This window comes from Dactylosporangium maewongense, assembly GCF_039531485.1.
GTDB classification, from domain to species: domain Bacteria; phylum Actinomycetota; class Actinomycetes; order Mycobacteriales; family Micromonosporaceae; genus Dactylosporangium; species Dactylosporangium maewongense.
The window spans coordinates 18,814-34,367 of the sequence record NZ_BAAAQD010000004.1 but is presented as its reverse complement, the minus strand read 5'-3'; the positions used below and the strand labels follow the sequence as shown (position 1 = coordinate 34,367).

12 protein-coding genes are annotated in these 15,554 nt (G+C 72.3%); 8 read left to right on the top strand and 4 right to left on the bottom strand.

The genetic code is table 11. From position 1 onward, the window contains the following. Positions 1–7 precede the first annotated feature (7 nt). Together ABD332_RS12310 and ABD332_RS12305 are read right to left on the bottom strand one after the other, a co-directional pair. Positions 8–1,660 carry a methyl-accepting chemotaxis protein gene (locus ABD332_RS12310; protein WP_344501951.1) on the bottom strand — a complete coding sequence of 551 codons (1,653 nt, stop codon included), beginning with the start codon at positions 1,658–1,660 and terminating at the stop codon, positions 8–10. A gap of 73 nt (positions 1,661–1,733) precedes the next feature. Further along, positions 1,734–3,092, bottom strand: coding sequence for a condensation domain-containing protein (locus ABD332_RS12305; protein ID WP_344501950.1), 1,359 nt, complete (start codon positions 3,090–3,092; stop codon positions 1,734–1,736). Between the two features lie 348 nt (positions 3,093–3,440). Between ABD332_RS12305 and ABD332_RS12300 the strand changes: the two genes are divergently transcribed. After that, the gene (locus ABD332_RS12300; protein WP_344501949.1) at positions 3,441–4,463 is read left to right on the top strand and encodes a LacI family DNA-binding transcriptional regulator; all 1,023 of its coding nucleotides are present in this window, start codon (positions 3,441–3,443) and stop codon (positions 4,461–4,463) included. Positions 4,464–4,672: 209 nt separating this feature from the next. Here ABD332_RS12300 and yicI read toward each other — a convergent pair whose 3' ends face one another. Further along, positions 4,673–7,039 carry an alpha-xylosidase gene (yicI, locus tag ABD332_RS12295; RefSeq protein WP_344501948.1) on the bottom strand — a complete coding sequence of 789 codons (2,367 nt, stop codon included), beginning with the start codon at positions 7,037–7,039 and terminating at the stop codon, positions 4,673–4,675. A gap of 119 nt (positions 7,040–7,158) precedes the next feature. Here yicI and ABD332_RS12290 point away from each other — a divergent pair, with 119 nt between their 5' ends. From ABD332_RS12290 to ABD332_RS12280, 3 genes are all read left to right on the top strand, one after another. Further along, positions 7,159–7,503, top strand: coding sequence for an MmcQ/YjbR family DNA-binding protein (locus ABD332_RS12290; protein WP_344501947.1), 345 nt, complete (start codon positions 7,159–7,161; stop codon positions 7,501–7,503). A 10-nt stretch (positions 7,504–7,513) separates the two neighbouring features. Then, positions 7,514–7,768: an acyl-CoA-binding protein gene (locus ABD332_RS12285; protein WP_344501946.1), complete on the top strand. Its 255-nt coding sequence runs from the start codon at positions 7,514–7,516 to the stop codon at positions 7,766–7,768. 1,177 nt (positions 7,769–8,945) lie between these two features. After that, positions 8,946–10,199, top strand: a complete 1,254-nt coding sequence (locus ABD332_RS12280; protein WP_425552188.1) for a ricin-type beta-trefoil lectin domain protein — start codon at positions 8,946–8,948, stop codon at positions 10,197–10,199. 9 nt (positions 10,200–10,208) lie between these two features. Here ABD332_RS12280 and ABD332_RS12275 read toward each other — a convergent pair whose 3' ends face one another. Next, positions 10,209–11,420, bottom strand: a complete 1,212-nt coding sequence (locus tag ABD332_RS12275; protein ID WP_344501945.1) for a PucR family transcriptional regulator — start codon at positions 11,418–11,420, stop codon at positions 10,209–10,211. 59 nt (positions 11,421–11,479) lie between these two features. On the opposite strand from ABD332_RS12275, the gene ABD332_RS12270 reads away from it, so the two are divergent. From ABD332_RS12270 to ABD332_RS12255, 4 genes are read left to right on the top strand one after another with little or no spacing between them, the layout of a single operon-like run. Continuing rightward, the gene (locus ABD332_RS12270; RefSeq protein WP_344501944.1) at positions 11,480–12,958 is read left to right on the top strand and encodes a flavin-containing monooxygenase; all 1,479 of its coding nucleotides are present in this window, start codon (positions 11,480–11,482) and stop codon (positions 12,956–12,958) included. Then, a complete protein-coding gene (locus tag ABD332_RS12265; protein WP_344501943.1) occupies positions 12,955–13,860 on the top strand; it encodes an alpha/beta fold hydrolase in 906 nt (301 codons plus the stop codon). Before ABD332_RS12270 ends, ABD332_RS12265 begins: the two co-directional genes overlap by 4 nt. Then, on the top strand, positions 13,857–14,708 hold the full coding sequence (locus tag ABD332_RS12260; RefSeq protein WP_344501942.1) for an SDR family NAD(P)-dependent oxidoreductase: 852 nt from the start codon (positions 13,857–13,859) through the stop codon (positions 14,706–14,708). Before ABD332_RS12265 ends, ABD332_RS12260 begins: the two co-directional genes overlap by 4 nt. A gap of 32 nt (positions 14,709–14,740) precedes the next feature. Beyond that, a complete protein-coding gene (locus ABD332_RS12255; RefSeq protein WP_344501941.1) occupies positions 14,741–15,544 on the top strand; it encodes a sterol desaturase family protein in 804 nt (267 codons plus the stop codon). The last annotated feature ends 10 nt before the right edge of the window (positions 15,545–15,554 follow it).

Here is a 15,554-nt window from a genome sequence, read left to right as displayed (position 1 = left end):
AGAACACCTAGATCCGGAAGCGGCCGACGGCGAGCTGGAGGTCGGCGGCGAGGCTGTTGAGCTCGGCGACGGTCGCGTCGACCTCGGTGAGGGTCGAGGTGGTGGTGTCGGCGGCGTCGGCGACACCGGCGATGTTGCCGGCGATGTTGGCCGCGCCGTGGGCGGCGTCGCCGACGCTGCGGCTCATCTCGCTGGTCGTGGCGGTCTGCTCCTCGACGGCGGAGGCGATGGTGAGCTGGTAGTCGTTGATGCGGGCGATGATCCGGCTGATCTCGCCGATGGCGTCGACGGCGTTGGCGGTGTCGGACTGGATCGCCTCGACGCGGCGGGAGATGTCCTCGGTCGCCCGGGCGGTCTCCTGCGCGAGGTCCTTCACCTCGCTGGCGACGACCGCGAACCCCTTGCCCGCCGCGCCCGCGCGGGCGGCCTCGATGGTGGCGTTGAGGGCGAGGAGGTTCGTCTGCTCGGCGATCGAGGTGATCACCTTGACCACGTTGCCGATCTCCGCCGAGGAGTCTCCGAGCTTGGACACCGTGCGGTTCGTCGACTCGGCCACGCCGACCGCCTCCGAGGCGACCCGGGCGGCGTCGTTGGCGTTCTGCGCGATCTCGCGGATCGAGGCGCCCATCTCCTCGGAGCCGGCGGCGACCGTCTGGACGTTGTGCGACACGGTCCCGGCGTCGCCCGCGACCACGTTCGCGCGGGCCGCCGCGGCCTTGGCGCTGTCGGCGATGCGGGTCGTGACGCTGGTCAGCCGGCCGGTGCTGCCGCCGAGGGTGCCGGCCGCGGCGGCGAGCGTGTGCACGGTGCGCCCGACGCTCTCGTTGGCGCGGTTCATCGCGGCCGCCATCGCGCCGAGCTCGTCGCGGGCGTACACGTCGGCGCGCAGGGTCAGGTCGCCGTCGGCGACGCCGCGCAGGGTGTCGGAGACCGACCGCAGCTGCAGGTTCATGCGGCGCGCGATGCCCAGCGCCAGCAGCAGCGCGAGCCCGAGCCCGACGATGAGCGAGCCGACCGTCCAGTTGCGCGCGCTGGTGTAGTCGTTTCGCGCCGCGGCCGCCATCGCGTCGGACTCGGTGGTCTCCTGCTGCTGCAGCTTCGCCAGCGACGCGTTCATCTGCGCCTCGAGGCTCTGCCAGAGGGTGTTCGTGGCGGCCATGTCCGACGGCACGGTCAGGCCGGGCGCCGGCTGCTTGCGGAAGACGACCACGTCGCGCAGGTTGCTGTAGTCGGTGAACGCCTTGGCGAAGTTGTTGAGGGCGGCCTCGCGGGCGGCGGAGCCGGCGAGCCGGGTGCGGTACTTCGCGATCGCCCCCTCGATCATCGCGTCGCCGCCCTCGACCGCCTGCGTCCCTCGCGGGCCGAGCGTCGGGTCGTAGGCGGACCAGGCGAACAGCGACTGGCCCCGGTAGTTCTCGCTGACGCCCTGCCGGATGACGACGAGCTGCTCGACGCTCTCGAGGTGCCGCGTCTTCAGCTGGCCGAAGCGGTCGTTGAGCCGGGCCATGCTCGTGATCGACAGGATGCCGACGCCGATCGCGACCAGTGCCACGAGCGCGATGCCGATCAGGTTCTTCGTCCCGACGGACCGGTCGGCGACCCAGCCGGCCAGCTGGCCACGCCGGACCGTCACCTGGATGGGGGTGCTGTCAGTGGTCATGCGGGGTCCTTGCCGACGACGGGAACAACCGGGCCGTCCGGTGTATCGGCGTTGCGATCGCGGTATTGAGGGTTTAGACCGCGACAGTCTCGGAAAGAGCGGCGGCCACGACCAGCGACTCGATGCCGCGCAGGCACACCTCCAGCATCGCGGGCGAGACGGCCGCGGTGTCGACCCGCCAGGTGAGGTCCACGGCGTCGGTGGCCGCGCCGGCAGCGGCGTCGATGTGCAGGAAGCAGGTCGCGTCCCACTCGTTGGAGCTCGGCCCCCACCGCAGCACGCTGCCCTCCAGCGCGGCGGTGACCTCGGCGGGCGAGGGGATCCCGCTCGGCGGCGGAGCGGAGCGGCGGCGGTCGTTGAAGTAGCAGCCGGTGTCGAGCTCCACGCCGCGTTCGGCGCCGACCCGGTCGACGAGCGCCCACAGGTCGCGCGGGTGGTAGTAGGCGTACATCCCGGCGGTCAGCTGGCTCTTGAACGTCCGCGCGATCACCTCGGCGAACGAGGCGGCGCCCGTGTCGATGACGGCGAGCCCGGCCTGGGCGAGGTTGCTGACCGACTCGGCGAAGCCCGGGCGGAAGCGGTTGCTGACCACGATCCGGAACGCGCCGACCGGCTGGCCCGACAGGCGGCCGAGCATCATGGCGTACGCGGCGAGCAGGATCGTGCCGCTGTGCACCTTCGTCCGCTCGGCCACGGCGGCGAGGGCGAGGTGCGTCGCGGGTGACGTGAGCGTCGCCTCGCACCAGCGCTCGGGCCGCGGCTCGAGCGGCACCGGGAACCGGCGGGGCTCGATCGTGCGCAGGTGCTTCTCCCAGTAGCGCAGCGACGCCTGGTGCTGCCGCCGCGCGCCGGTGCCCTGCTGGGCCGCGGCGAGCTCCAGAGGCTGGATGCCGGCGACGGGCGCGAGGTGGCGGCCGGTGGCGGGGTCGAGGTTGGCGAGGTCGGCGATGAGCGCCTCGAAGCCGTAGCCGTCGATGACCATGTGGCAGTACAGCGCGACGAACCACAGCGCGTCGCCGGTGCCGGGGCGCGCGACGACCGCCATCCGCACCGGCCAGTCGGTGTACGGGTCCCACGGCGCCGCCTCGTACCGGGCGCGGATCGTCGCGGCGAGGCGCTCCGGGTCGCCGTCGTCGTCGTACACCTCCAGGACGACGGAGCCGGAGGACGACAGCACCTGCTTCGGCGGCGCGTCGGTCCCGGGGCCGTCGGGGACGAGGCGGGTGCGCAGCGACTGGTGGCGGCTCATGATGAACCCGAGCGTGGTCGCGACGTCGCCGACGGTCGTGCCGGGGGCGAGGGCCATGGTGCCGCCGGTCCACTCGGTCGCCTCGACGACCTGCATGGACCGCCAGGCGGCGAACTGTCCCCAGGTAAGTTCCCCGATGCCGCTGCCATCCCCTTGAAAGGGCACGGTGATCCGATGTGTCACGACAGTCCCCAAAGATGGCCGGCGGCATCGAGGTCAGAGCAATACTCAGAGAGAGCGGACGGCCTTCATGGCGGTCTCCTTTCTGATAATCGCCCGTCGATCGATAATTGCCCGCGGGCAGTGCCGGGAGCGTATCGGCAGGGCCGCTCGAAGCGGAAGGGCCGGCGGTGCCGATTGCGGCGGTTGTCCGCATTCAGCGCACCCGTTAGGGGTATTGAAAGGGTCTCTTGGGCGGGAGAGATGAATTGATTTCAGTAACTGATACGCGGTTATCGTCGTCAATTCGTACTGGTCCGGAAATTTCCTGCCGACTACGACAAAGGCGCCGCGTCGCTTACTGTCGTGACCATGAAGGCGGGCATGGCGACGATCGGTGACGTGGCACGGCAGGCGGGCGTGTCCCCGAGCACCGTCTCGTACGTCCTGAGCGGCAAGCGGACGATCTCCGAGGAGACCCGCCGCAGGGTGCTCGCCGCGATCGACGTGCTCGGCTACCACCCGCACGCCGGCGCCCGGGCGCTGGCCAGCAACCGCTCCAACGTGATCGCGCTGATCATGCCGCTCTACACGGGGCTGTACGTGCCGGTGCTGATGCAGTTCGTGATCTCGGTCGTGACGGCGGCCCGCCGCCACGACCACGACGTGCTGCTGCTCACCCAGGACGAGGGCGTGCAGGGCCTGGAGCGGGTCGCCGCCAGCTCGCTCGCCGACGCGCTCATCGTGATGGACGTCGAGCTGCACGACCGGCGGCTGCCCCGGCTCCGGACGCTCGGCCGGCCGTCGGTGCTCATCGGGTTCCCCGCCGACGCCGACGGGCTCACCTGCATCGACCTGGACTTCGCGGCGGCCGGCGCGGCGTGCGTCGAGCACCTCGCCGACCTCGGTCATGCCTGTGTGGCACTCGTCGGGTCGCCGCCGGAGGTGTACGAGCGGGAGCTCGGCTTCGCCAGCCGCACCGCCGCCGGGTTCGACGAGGCGCTGCGGCGGCGTGGCCTGCGCGGCACGACCGTCCCGTGCGAGCCGACCCCGGACGCGGTCCTGTCGACGGTGCGCGGCCTGCTGGACCGCCACCCGGACCTGACCGGGGTGGTGGTGCACAACGAGCCGACCGTGCCGCCGCTGCTGGACGCGTTCGCGGCGCTCGGCCGGCGGGTGCCGCGGGACGTGTCGGTGGTGGCGATCTGCCCCGACGAGGTCGCCGAGCGGGGCAAGCCGCGCCTCACGTCGGTGAGCATCCCGGCGGAGGAGGTGGGCCGGCGGGCGGTCGACCTGCTCATGGCGAAGCTCGACGGCCGCCAGGTCCCCGAGGCGACCCTGCTCCCGCCGGCCCTGACGGTCCGCGACAGCGCCGCCCCGGCCCGCCGGCCCTGAACCACGGCCCGGCGCTGCCCGCGCGGCTCGTCCGGCCGGCGTCTCCCGCGGCCCGGCGCTGCCCTCGCGGCTCGTCCGGCCAGCATCTTCCGCGGCCCGGCGCTGCCCTCGCGGCTCGTCCGGCCGGGGGGACCGCGCAACGGTGCCGCCGCGGCCGGGAACACTCGATCCGGACCGCGGCGGCGCCGCTCCACACCCCTGGGAAGTCGCTAGGCGAGCCTGACGGTCAGCCGGTCCACCTCGGCGTCCACGGCGATCAGCACGCCGGAGGGGTCGCGAGTGAGCCGGCCGGCATCGACGGCCGCCACCGTGTCGATGCCGGCCAGCTGCACCCGCCAGGGCGCCGGGCTCCCGTTGTCCCGGCGCACCTCGACGGTCGTCCCGGCCCTGCGCACCGTGAAGCTCGCTCCGGCGGTGCCGCTGAGCCGGCCCTGCGGCGAGGGGATGTCCACGGTCGTGCCCGCGCCGTCGGGCAGCTCGTGGACCCGCAGGGTGACGCCGTCGGCGTATGGGTAGTCGGGGCGGTCGTCGCACGCGCCGAGCGGCACGACCGAGCCGGGACGGGCGAGCACCGGCAGGTCGCCCATGCCGTACCGGCGGCGGATCCAGCCGGGCCCGCTCAGCACCTCGCCGCTGCGCAGGTCGGTCCACCGTCCCGCCGGCAGGTAGAAGCTGACGTCGCCGTCGGCGCTGAACACCGGCGCGACGAGGATCGAGCCGCCCAGCATGTACTGCCGGTCCAGGTGCGCGCAGGCGGGGTCGTCGGGGAACTCCAGCGCGAGCGGCCGCAGCACCGGCAGGCCCTCGCGGTGCGCGGTGACGGCCGCGCCGTACAGGTAGGGCATGAGCCGCGCCTTGAGCCGCGTGTAGTCGCGCAGGATGGCGACCGCCTCGTCGCCGAAGTGCCACGGCACCCGGTAGGACTCGTTGCCGTGCAGCCGGCTGTGCGAGGACAGCAGCCCGAACGGGATCCAGCGCATGAAGACGGCCGGATCCGGCGTACCTTCGAAGCCGCCGATGTCGTGGCTCCAGAACCCGAACCCCGACATGGCCAGCGACAGCCCGCCGCGGAGGCTCTCGGCCATCGACTCGAAGGTGGCGCTGCAGTCACCGCCCCAGTGGACCGGGAACTGCTGCCCGCCGGCGGTCGCGGACCTGGCGAAGAGCACCGCCTCGCCGTCGCCGCGGCGCTCCCGCAGCAGCTCGAAGACGGCCTCGTTGTACAGGTGCGTGTAGTAGTTGTGCATCCGCAGCGGGTCGGCGCCGTCGGACCAGACGACGTCGGTGGGGATGCGCTCGCCGAAGTCGGACTTGAAACAGTCGACGCCCAGGTCGAGCACGTGCTTCAGCTTGTCCTGGAACCAGGCCCGCGCGGCCGGGTTCGTGAAGTCGACGAGGCCCATCCCGGCCTGCCACTGGTCCCACTGCCACACGTCGCCGTCGCTCTTCCTCACCAGGTACCCGGCGGCCGTCGCCTCCTCGAACAGCGCGGAGCGTTGCGCGATGTACGGGTTGATCCACACGCAGATCCGCAGCCCCTTCGCCTTGAGCCGGGCCAGCATGCCGGCCGGGTCGGGGAAGGTCACCGGGTCCCACTCGAAGTCGCACCAGTGGAACTCGCGCATCCAGAACGTGTCGAAGTGGAAGACCGACAGCGGCAGCCCGCGCTCGGCCATCCCGTCCACGATGGACGTCACGGTCGCCTCGTCGTAGGACGTGGTGAACGACGTGGACAGCCACAGGCCGAACGACCACGCCGGTGGCAGCGCGGGCCGGCCGGTGAGCGCGGTGTACTTGCGCAGCACGTCGCGCGGCGTCGGCCCGTAGATGACGAGGTACGACAGGACCTGCCCGGGGACGCTGAACTGCACCCGCGACACGGCCTCCGAGGCGACCTCGAACGACACCGGGCCCGGGTCGTCGACGAACACCCCGTAGCCGGCGCTGGTCAGGTAGAACGGGACGTTCTTGTACGCCTGCTCGCTGCTGGTGCCGCCGTCGGCGTTCCAGACGTCGACGGTCTGGCCGTTCTTGACCAGCGGACCGAAGCGCTCGCCCAGCCCGTACACCACCTCGCCGACGCCAAGGTTGAGCTGCTCGCGCAGGAAGTGGCCGTCCGCGGTGCGCAGGGCGGCGAGCGCCTTCGGAGCGCTGCTGGTGAGGACCCGCCCCTCGGCGATGAAGTCGAGCCGCCACTGCCCGCTTTGGCTGTTGCCTTGGTTGTGGGGTCCGTCCAGTGCGAAGCGGGCGCTGAGGGCGCCGGCGGTGAACGTGACGGCGTCGTCGTCGCGGGTCACCTTCGCATCGGCGGCCGGGTCGGCGTCGATCCGGAACCGCGGCCCCCGCGGCGCGCCGCCGGTGTGCCGGCTGACCCGCACCGCGATCACGTCGGGCGCCGGCGTGGTGCACTCGATGGTGAACAGCGGCGTGTTGAGCGTGTCGCCACGGCCGGTGACCCGGCGGGTCGGCGCGTACACCGACAGGCTGTTCGCGCCGACGGCCACATCCCGGACGTGCACCGGGTACAGGGGGTGCACCCCTTCACGCAGCTGCCAGTACCCGTCGCTGAACTTCATGCACGACCCAATCCCTGTCGAAGCGCTTCGACAGGTGACGGTACGAACCCCTCACCGGCGTGTCAATCGGCCCGGCCCCCGCCGTGGACGCCGCCGGGCGGGGCTGTGAAACTTCCATCGTGGCTGTACCGGATGCGCAGTTCCTCGCGATGGTGGACCGGCTCGCCGAGGTCGAGCGGGCACATGCCGCGGACTACACGTCGTTCAGCGTGCGCGGCAAGCGGTTCGGCTATTACTGGCCCCGCACGCACACGACCGGCCTGAAGCAGACGCTGTCGGAGCAGATCGCCCTTGTCGCGGAGCGCCCCGACGTGTTCGAGGTGCAGTTCACCTCCGGCGGTTTCGGCTGGGTCGTCGTGTACCTGGAGCGGATCGACGCCGACGAGCTGACCGAGCTGCTCTACGAGGCGTGGCAGCTTTCCGCCCCCGAGTCGCTCGTCCAGGATCACCCGCTGCGCTTGTAGGCTTCGGGGCATGTCCCTCACCGCGGAGTTCGAGCAGGCCCAGATCGACGTCAAGCAGCTCGACCAGCGCCCCGGCAACGACGTCCTGCTGCGGCTCTACGCCCTCTACAAGCAGGGCACCCACGGCGACGCCACCGGCAAGCGCCCCGGCGTCTTCGACATGGTCGGCCGCGCCAAGTACGACGCGTGGCACGCCTTGGCCGGCACCGCCCAGGAGGACGCCCAGCGCCAGTACGTAGCCCTGGTCGCCGACCTACGCTCCTAGGGCTCCGGTACCGCCGGCGTCAACCCCTTCTTCTTCGCGTACCGCCACCAGCGCATCACGTTCACGCCCTGACAGCGCCCGCCCCACCCATACGTTGATCGATGCCCCAAAATGTCCCCAATCCGGCATCGACGCTGCGCAGTCGACCCCGGATTCAAAGATCGTTTTTGTAGGTGGCCCACGCAACGCCTATTCCACAAATGCCGCATTCCAGGGCATTGACCAACGTCTGCGTGCAAGCCCGAGTCCATGTAGCGCCAGGAGGGCCACGCGCCGTCGGCAGTGCGAACGCCCCACATCGGTCCGTGCCGTGCGTCGGTTCGTGCCGTGCGTCGGTTCGTGCCGCGCATCAGTCCGTGCCGCGCGTCAGTCCGTGCCGCGCGTCCGTTCGTGCCGCGCATCGGTTCGTGCCGTGCCGCGGGCACGGCCCCCGAGTGTGAGTCGTCTGTGCCGCACGTGCGTTCCGGTCGCGCGTCGGACCGCGCCGTGGTCCGGCCGTGCCCCGTGACCGTCCCGCCGCATGTCCGTGCCGTGCCGCGGCCCGGCGCGCCGCGTGCTCGCCCTCACTTCGTGTCTTCCTGCTCCGCGGGCTCGCACTCGGGGTGGGCCGGCAGTGCATCACGTTCACAGCCTGCCGGTGAGCGCCTCACGCAGACGTTGGTCAATGCCCCGAAATGTTCATAATTTGGCATCGACGTTGCGCGATCTACCCCCAATTTGGAGATCGTTTTGTGGGTGGATCGCGCAACGTCGATTGCGCAAAAGCCGCATTTGCTGGCATTGACCAACGTCTGTGGCGCGAGGCGGGGGTCATGTAGTGCCGGAGCGGGGCGTGCTGCGGGCCAGCCCCGGTGCTTGCGGGCTTCGCCGCCACCCCGGGTCGGGCGCCGACGTCCGGGCAAGGGGCGGCGGGGCGGCAGGGGTAGGCCATGTCGGCCTGGCGCACGGATTGCCGGCCCGTGCTGTGCCCGCCTGGAATCCAGGGGTGGTCTGGGCTCGCCGCGCCGGTGGTCGGCGGGGTGGTCAAGGGGGCGCGGTGCTGGTTGTGGTCCGGGCGCGTCCGTGGGGGCGTCCACTGAGAGCGCTCTCTTGACCGCGGTCGCCTGGGTGTATAGGTTCGACCGGGGTCGATCTGTTAAGTAACCGTACGGACTCCGCCAGGTCCTCGGGAGGCCACATGCACGTGAAGCTCATCAAGGCTCGCACCCTGGTCATGCTGGGCGCGACCGTCCTGTCGTTCCTCACCGCGGTCGCGGTGCGGGACGCCGCCAGCAACCCGGCCGCCGCCGCCATCGGAGGACTCACCTGGTCCGACGAGTTCGACGGCGCGGCCGGCAGCGCACCCAACGGCAGCAAGTGGAAGTACGACGTCGGCGGGGGCGGCTGGGGCAACAACGAGCAGCAGTACTACACCACCAGCACGAGCAACGCGGCGCTCAACGGTGCCGGGCAGCTCGTGATCACCGCCCGCAAGGAGAACCCGGCCAACTACCAGTGTCACTACGGCCGGTGTGTCTACACCTCGGCCCGGCTGCTGACCGCGGACCGGTTCACCCAGGCGTACGGCCGCTTCGAGGCAAGGATGAAGCTGCCGCGCGGCCAGGGCATCTGGCCCGCGTTCTGGATGCTGGGCGCCGACATCGGCAGCAACCCGTGGCCGAACAGCGGCGAGATCGACATCATGGAGAACATCGGCAAGGAGCCGAACACGGTGCACGGCACGATCCACGGGCCGGGGTACTCCGGTGCGGAGGGCATCGGTGCCGGGTACACGATCGGGGCGCCGTTCGCGGACGCGTTCCACACGTTCTCGGTCGAGTGGGAGCCGAACGTGCTGCGCTGGTACGTCGACGGCAACCTGTACCAGACCCGGACCCCCGCGGACTTGGGTGGGGACCGGTGGGTGTTCGACCACCCGTTCTTCATGCTGCTGAACCTCGCGGTCGGCGGCTACTGGCCCGGCTACCCGGACGGCACCACCCAGTTCCCGCAGACGCTCACGGTCGACTACGTGCGGGTCTACGGGTACAGCGGCGGCGGTGGCGGCGGGAGCGCCGGACCGATCATCGGCAACGGCAGCAACCGGTGCATCGACGTGCCCAGCTCCAACGCGGCCGACGGCAACCGGCTGCAGATCTGGGACTGCAACGGCACCGGCGCGCAGCAGTGGACGATCAACGCCGACGGCTCGATCCGCGCGCTCGGCAAGTGCATGGACGTCTCCGGCGGCTCCACCGCCGACGGCGCGGCCGTGCAGCTGTGGACCTGCAACGGCAGCGGCGCGCAGAAGTTCACGCTCAACGCCGCGGGCGACCTGGTGAACATCCAGGCCAACAAGTGCGTCGACGTGCAGAACGCGGCCACCGCCAACGGCTCCAAGCTGCAGCTGTGGACCTGCGGCGGCGGCAGCAACCAGAAGTGGCACCGCTGATCAGGTAGGTCAGGTCCGGCGCCACCGGAGCACCTCGAGGGCTGCTCCCACGCTCACCACGTTTTCGGACAGGGGGCGGGGGAGCAGCTCGTCGGCGCGGGCCAGGCGGCGCAGCACGGTGTTGCGGTGGGTGTACAGCCGTTCCGCGGCCCGGGTGGTGCTGCACTGCTCCCGCACGTAGGTGAGGACCGTCTCGTGGGTGGCCGCGTCGGCGTGCAGGAGGTCGCCGAGCGTGTCGGCGAGGAACTCGTCGGCCTGCGTCGGCTCGGCGGTGAGCAGCGCGACGAGCTGCACGTCCTCGTAGCGGGCGACCTGCTGCGGTGAGGTGAGCCGGGTCAGCATCCGCTGCACCGCCGCCGCGTCCAGGTGGCTGCGGCGGAAACCGGCGACGTCCGTGCCCGGCCGGCCCAGGGCGACCCGCACGTCGGGATGGCCCGGCAACGACGGCAGCGGCGCGGTCCGGGACGGGAACCAGACCCACAGCGCGGCCGTCCCGGCCACCACGGTCAGGCGGTGCGTGGCGCCGGCCGCCCGCATCACCGTCTCCGCGGCGCCCTCCAGGTGCTCGGTCGCGCCCCACACGATCGCGGCGGTGTGCGGACCGGCCAGCCCGTACCCGAGCTGCGCCTCGGCCCGCGACCGGCTGATCGGCGCGCCCTCCAGCAGCAGCGTCACCGCCGCCCGGCGCTCCGCCGACGCGCCCCGGGTGAGCTCGGCCCGCTCGGCCTCCATCCGCCGCGACACGGCGGCGACGGTGTCGTCGATGAACGTGGAGATCGACAGCGCCGACGCGTCCAGCAGCTCCCGCAGTCGCACGGGGTCGGAGGTCAGCTCGAAGCAGATCTCCATCCACCGCCGCCACGCGACGCTCTGCGCCGTGCGGTACGCGTCCAGCCCGCGCTCGTCGAGCCCGCGGCGCACCATGTCCCGGGCCGCGTCGAGGGCCTCGGCGCCGGTGTTCGCCGGCACCCGCCGCCCCGGATGCCGCACGTTCTGCTCCGCCCAGTGCAGCAGGTTGGCGAGATTGGCCCGCTTCGTCGCCTCCGCCAGGACCGGGTCCGCGGCGACGGGCCGCATCCGGTCCCCGCCGAGCGCCGCCGCGTGCAGCTCCTCGATCCACTCCGCCCGCGGGTCGAGGGCGATCTCCGCACCCCGGCGGAAGAGCTCCGCGACGTCGGGTGACAGCGGCGGCCACGGTACCGACGCAGCATTCTGCACCATGCGGCGAGTATTTCGGTGCACGTTGGACTGGCGCAAGGCCATGGTCGAGGCGCATCGTCGTGGTCATGGGCGAGGATCTCGATGTTGTGATCGTCGGGGCGGGCATCTCCGGCATCGGGGCGGGGCGCTACCTGACCACGCAGTTGCCGGGCAAGACGTTCGCGATCCTGGAGGCCCGGGCCGCGTCCGGCGGCACGTGGGACCTGTTCCGCTACCCAGGCATCCGGTCCGACTCCGACCTGCACACGTTCGGCTACGAGTTCAAGCCGTGGCGGGACGAGGAGTCCATCGCCTCCGCGCCCAGGATCCTGCGGTACGTGCGGGAGACCGCCACCGAGAACGGCCTCGACGCCCACATCCGCTACCACCACAAGGTGCTCGGCGCGGCGTGGTCGAGCGACGAGGCCCGGTGGATCCTCGACGTCGAGCGCACCGACACCGGGACGCGGACGCGGCTGACCGCCGGCTGGCTGTTCTGCGCCGGCGGCTATTACCGGTACGACGCCGGCCACACCCCGCACTTCGAGGGCCGCGAGCGGTTCGCGGGCCCGATCGTGCACCCGCAGCAGTGGCCCGAGGACCTCGACTACGCCGGCAAGCGCGTCGTCGTCATCGGCAGCGGCGCCACCGCCGTCACGCTGGTGCCCGCCATGGCCGCCGGCGCCGCCCACGTGACGATGCTGCAGCGCACGCCGACGTACGTGATGCCGGTGCCGAAGAAGGACCCGATCGCCAACGCGCTGCGCCGGTGGCTCGGCGACGAGCGCGGCTACCGGGCGGCGCGCCGCAAGAACATCGCCCAGCAGCGCGCGGTCTGGCGCTTCTGCCAGAAGCACCCCCGCCTCGCCCGGCGGATCATCCGGCGGATCAACGTCAAGCAGCTGCCGCCCGGGTTCCCCGTCGACGAGCACTTCAACCCGCCCTACGGCCCCTGGGACCAGCGGCTGTGCGCGGTGCCCGACGGCGACCTGTTCCGGGCGATCCGTCGCGGCACGGCGAGCGTCGTCACCGACCGGATCGCCACCTTCACCGAGCGCGGCGTCCTGCTCGAGTCCGGGCGGGAGCTGGCGGCGGACATCATCGTCACCGCGACCGGCCTGCAGGTGCAGGCGCTCGGCGGGCTGCGGCTGACCGTCGACGGCGCGCCGGTGCACCTGCCGGACACGGTCGCGTACAAAGGCATGATGCTGTCCGGCGTGCCCAACCTCGCCTTCGCGATCGGCTACACCAACTCGTCGTGGACGCTGAAGGTCGGGCTGCTGTGCGAGCACTTCTGCCGGCTCCTCGCGTACATGGACGCCCACGGCCACGACGTCTGCCGCCCATCGCTGGGCGACACGCCGATGCCGACCCGGCCGTTCCTCGACTTCGCCGCCGGCTACATCCAGCGCGCCGTGGACCAGCTGCCCCGGCAGGGAGACCGCATGCCCTGGCTCACCTCCATGGACTACCACTCCGACGTGAAGCTGCTGCGCGACGGCCGCGTCGACGACCCCGCCCTGCACTTCTCCGAGGCTCCCGTGAAGGTGACCGCATGACCGAGGACCTGTTCGCCGAGCTGCCCGGCGGCACGACCATCTGCCACCGCGTCGAAGGCCCGGCCGACGGGCCGGCGCTGCTGCTGGTCGCCGGGCTCGGGCTGGACCTCACCTCGTGGCCGCGGCGGATGGTCGACGGGTTCACCGGCCGCGGGCTGCGGGTGATCACGCTCGACAACCGCGACACCGGCCGCTCCACGCGCGTCCGGGCCCGCCCGCCGGGCATGCTGCGGCAGCTGCTCGCCCGGCCCGTGCCCGGCGCGTACGACCTCGGCGACATGGCCGCCGACGTGGACGGGCTCCTCGGGCACCTCGGCGCCGGCCCGGTGCACGTGCTCGGCATGTCGATGGGCGGGATGATCGCGCAGACCCTCGCCGCCCGCCACCCCGCCCGCGTCGCCACGCTCACCTCGGTGTTCTCCACCACCGGCGACCGGCGGGTCGGGCAGCCGGCCCGCTCGACGCTGCTGCGGATGGCGAAGCGGCCGGCCCGCACCGCCGAGGAGGCCGTCGAACGGCACCTGTCGCTGCTGCGGCACATCGGCTCCACCACCGACTTCCCGCCCGACGTGGCGCTCGAACGCGCGTGGGTCACCGGCGTGTGGGACCGCGCCGAGGGGCGGCCCAACCCGGCCGGCGTCGCCCGGCAGATCGGCGCCATCCAGGCCTCCGGCGACCGCACCGCGGAGCTGCGCTCGATCACCGCCCCGACGCTCGTCATCCACGGCGACACCGACCGCATGGTGCACCCCAGCGGCGGCCGGGCGACCGCCGCCGCGATCCCCGGCGCCCGGCACGTCGAGATCGCCGGCATGCGCCACCACTTCGCCCCCGGCGTCATCGACCGCGTCGTCGACCTGACCGCCGACCACATCACCGCCACGGCAGGGGTCCGCGAATGAGCAAGGTCTCCGGCAAGGTCGCCGTCGTCACCGGCGCTGGCTCCGGCATCGGGCGGCAGCTCGCCGCCGAGCTCGCCCGGCGCGGCGCGCGGCTCGCCGTCAGCGACGTCGACGAGGCCGGGCTCGCCGCCACCGTCGAGGAGGTCAAGGCTCTCGGCGCGGAGGTGCACGCGGCGCCGCTCGACGTCGCCGACCGCGCCGCGGTGCTCGCCCACGCCGCCGCCGTCGCCACGCACTTCGGCGTGGTGCACCAGGTGTACAACAACGCCGGCGTCGCGGGCGGCGGGCGCAGCGTCCTGGACAGCGACTGGGCCGCGTACGAGCGGACCATCACCGTCGACCTGTTCGGCGTCATCCACGGCACCAAGGCGTTCCTGCCGCACCTGATCGCCTCCGGCGACGGCCACGTCGTCAACGTCTCCAGCCTCAACGGGATCATGGCGCAGCCGGCGCTCAGCGACTACTGCGCCGCCAAGTTCGGCGTGCGCGGCTTCACCGAGGCGCTGCGCGGCGAGCTGCTCGCCGCCGGGCACCCGGTCCGCGTCAGCGTCGTGCACCCCGGCGGCGTCCGGACCAACATCGCCACCGCCGCCCTGGCGCACGCCCGCGGCCAGGGCGCCGACGTCACCGCCCGCGACGAGGCCCGCACCCGCCTCTACAACGAGAAGCTGCTGACGATGCCCGCGGACCGCGCCGCCCGCATCATCGTCGCCGGCGTCGAGGCGAACCGGCCGCGGATCCTCGTCGGCAACGACGCCAGGTCCGCCGACCTCCTCGTGCGGTGGTTGCCGCGCTGGTACCCGAGGCTGACCGCCCGCCTGGAGCGTCGCCTTTCCGCCGCCACCTGACCGCGGTTGCGCCGGGGTGGCAGAGTGCGAGCGTGCACGAGATCGTCACCTGGCTGCGGGACCTGCCCACCGGCTGGTTCGCGCTCCTGGCCCTGGCCGAGAACGCGGCGCTGGTCGGGGTCACCGCCCTGCTCGGGCACTGGGCGCTGAAGCTGCCCGGCGCGCACCGGGTCACCCCGCCGCCCGGCCCCGTCAGCCGCCTCGAGCTGGCGCTGGTCGCCGTCGCGACGGTGCTCAACGCGGCGGTCACCGTCGCCGGCTGGTGGCTGTGGCGCGCCGGGATCATCACGTTCACGCTGCCGCTCACCTGGCGGGCGCTGCCGGACCTCATAGTGCTGCTGGTGGTCATGGACGTGTTCCTGTACGTCAGCCACGCGACCGCGCACGTGCGGTGGCTGTTTCCGCTCGCCCACCGGCTGCACCACGTCTTCGCCGACCCGCGGCCGATCACCCTGTTCGCGCTGCACCCGGTGGAGGTCGCCGGGTTCGGCGGGGCGTGGCTGGCGATCCTCGCCGTGCACCCGTTCTCGGCGTGGGCGGTCGCCGCGTACACCCTGCTCAACCTGCTCTTCGGGATCCTCGGGCACCTCGGGGTGGAGCCGCTGCCGCCGCGGGTGCGGGCCTCCGCGGTCTTCAAGTGGGTGGCCACGCCGGCCATGCACGCGGGGCACCACGCGACGCCGCGGTACAACCTCGGCTTCTACACGACGGTGTGGGACCGGCTCTTCGGCACGCTCGAACCCGGCTACGACGCCCGCCGCACGGGCGCTCCGCCCAGAACGCCTGTAGGCGACACAACGGGCATCGGCATCCCGACAGCGCCGTCCGCCGGATGATCCAGAATAG